The sequence below is a fragment of the Streptomyces malaysiensis subsp. samsunensis genome, assembly GCF_024519315.1.
GTDB classification, from domain to species: domain Bacteria; phylum Actinomycetota; class Actinomycetes; order Streptomycetales; family Streptomycetaceae; genus Streptomyces; species Streptomyces malaysiensis.
Genome location: NZ_JANIIC010000224.1, coordinates 1 through 1,041, shown reverse-complemented (window position 1 = coordinate 1,041; position 1,041 = coordinate 1). Strand labels below are relative to the sequence as shown.

At 69.5% G+C, this 1,041-nt stretch carries 1 protein-coding gene and 1 pseudogene; both read right to left on the bottom strand.

Annotation, left to right across the window (positions count from 1 at the left end; all coding sequences use genetic code 11):
* A pseudogene (locus tag NQU54_RS50500) lies at positions 1 to 127 on the bottom strand (transposase); the annotation flags it as partial.
* Between the two features lie 266 nt (positions 128 to 393).
* Positions 394 to 1,041, bottom strand: a 648-nt coding sequence (locus NQU54_RS48595) for a transposase (RefSeq protein ID WP_257636661.1), incomplete at its 5' end; no start/stop codon positions are given.

Here is a 1,041-nt window from a genome sequence, read left to right as displayed (position 1 = left end):
TTCGCGCCGTGGGTGCTTCTCCGGCCGGCCGCCCTTGCTGGTCTCGCAGGCCGGAGTGGGCAGCAACCCTTCGAGCAGGGCCCATTCGGCGTCGGTGGTGTCCGAGGGGGTAGCGGCGTCGGCGCATAGCGGGGTGCCTTCGAACGGGATGCGGCGGGGGCGCGGGCGACAGGACGCGTCGTGACGTGATCTTGTCGATGGCGCAAGACATTGTGAGCGGGGAGATGTACGAGGCTGAGTGAGCCGCCGGGGCTTCCGCTATCGGTGGGTTGGCGTGAGCGCGTGTCCTGATCCGTGGTGCTGGGCGGTGTTGGCGCCGGGGTTCGCCGCTGCGCGAGGTGATCCTGGGGGTGTGAGCATCGTGAGTGGGCAGCCGGTGAGTGCCGGCCAGATCTATCGGGCTCTGGTGGCGTTGAGGGCCGCGCCGGTGCTCGATCCGGAGTTGTGGCCCGAAGGGCCGCAGGAGGAGGACCGCCGGCGGCTGCTCGGCGTTCTGCTGGCCAAGACCGAGCTGGAGATCACGAGCGCGGTCCGGGTCGGGCGGGACGAGGAGGAAGCCGAGGTGCTGCTCGGCTGGGCCGATGAGGCGGGGATCGGAGCGGCGCCCGCGAAGGCCGCAAACGCTGCCTCGGGCCGGAAGCGGCCGGTGTGCGACCAGCTGATCAGGATCTGGGCAGCACTGATCGGCCCGACGCCTTGCAACGCCAGCAGTTCGGGGGCGATCGTACGGACGAGCGCGAGAAGCTCCGCTTCGAGCTCCTTCGCCTCAGAGCGCAGGGCTTCGATCCGCTGAGCGGCGCTTCGCAGGGCGCGAACGGTCATGCGGTGCTCGATGTCCTGGGTCGGCCGGTCCCGCAGCTTCGCGCAGTGAGCAACCTGGTCCTTGCTCTTCATGCCTCGGAGTTCGACGCGGAGCTCGTCGGGCGCCGAGATGATCAGGGCCTTGAGCAGGTTGATCGCAGCCGTGCAGGCCAGGACGGCGCTCTGACGGGTGGCAAGTAGGACACGAAATGCCTCACGCTCACCGCGCCGTCGTGGGTG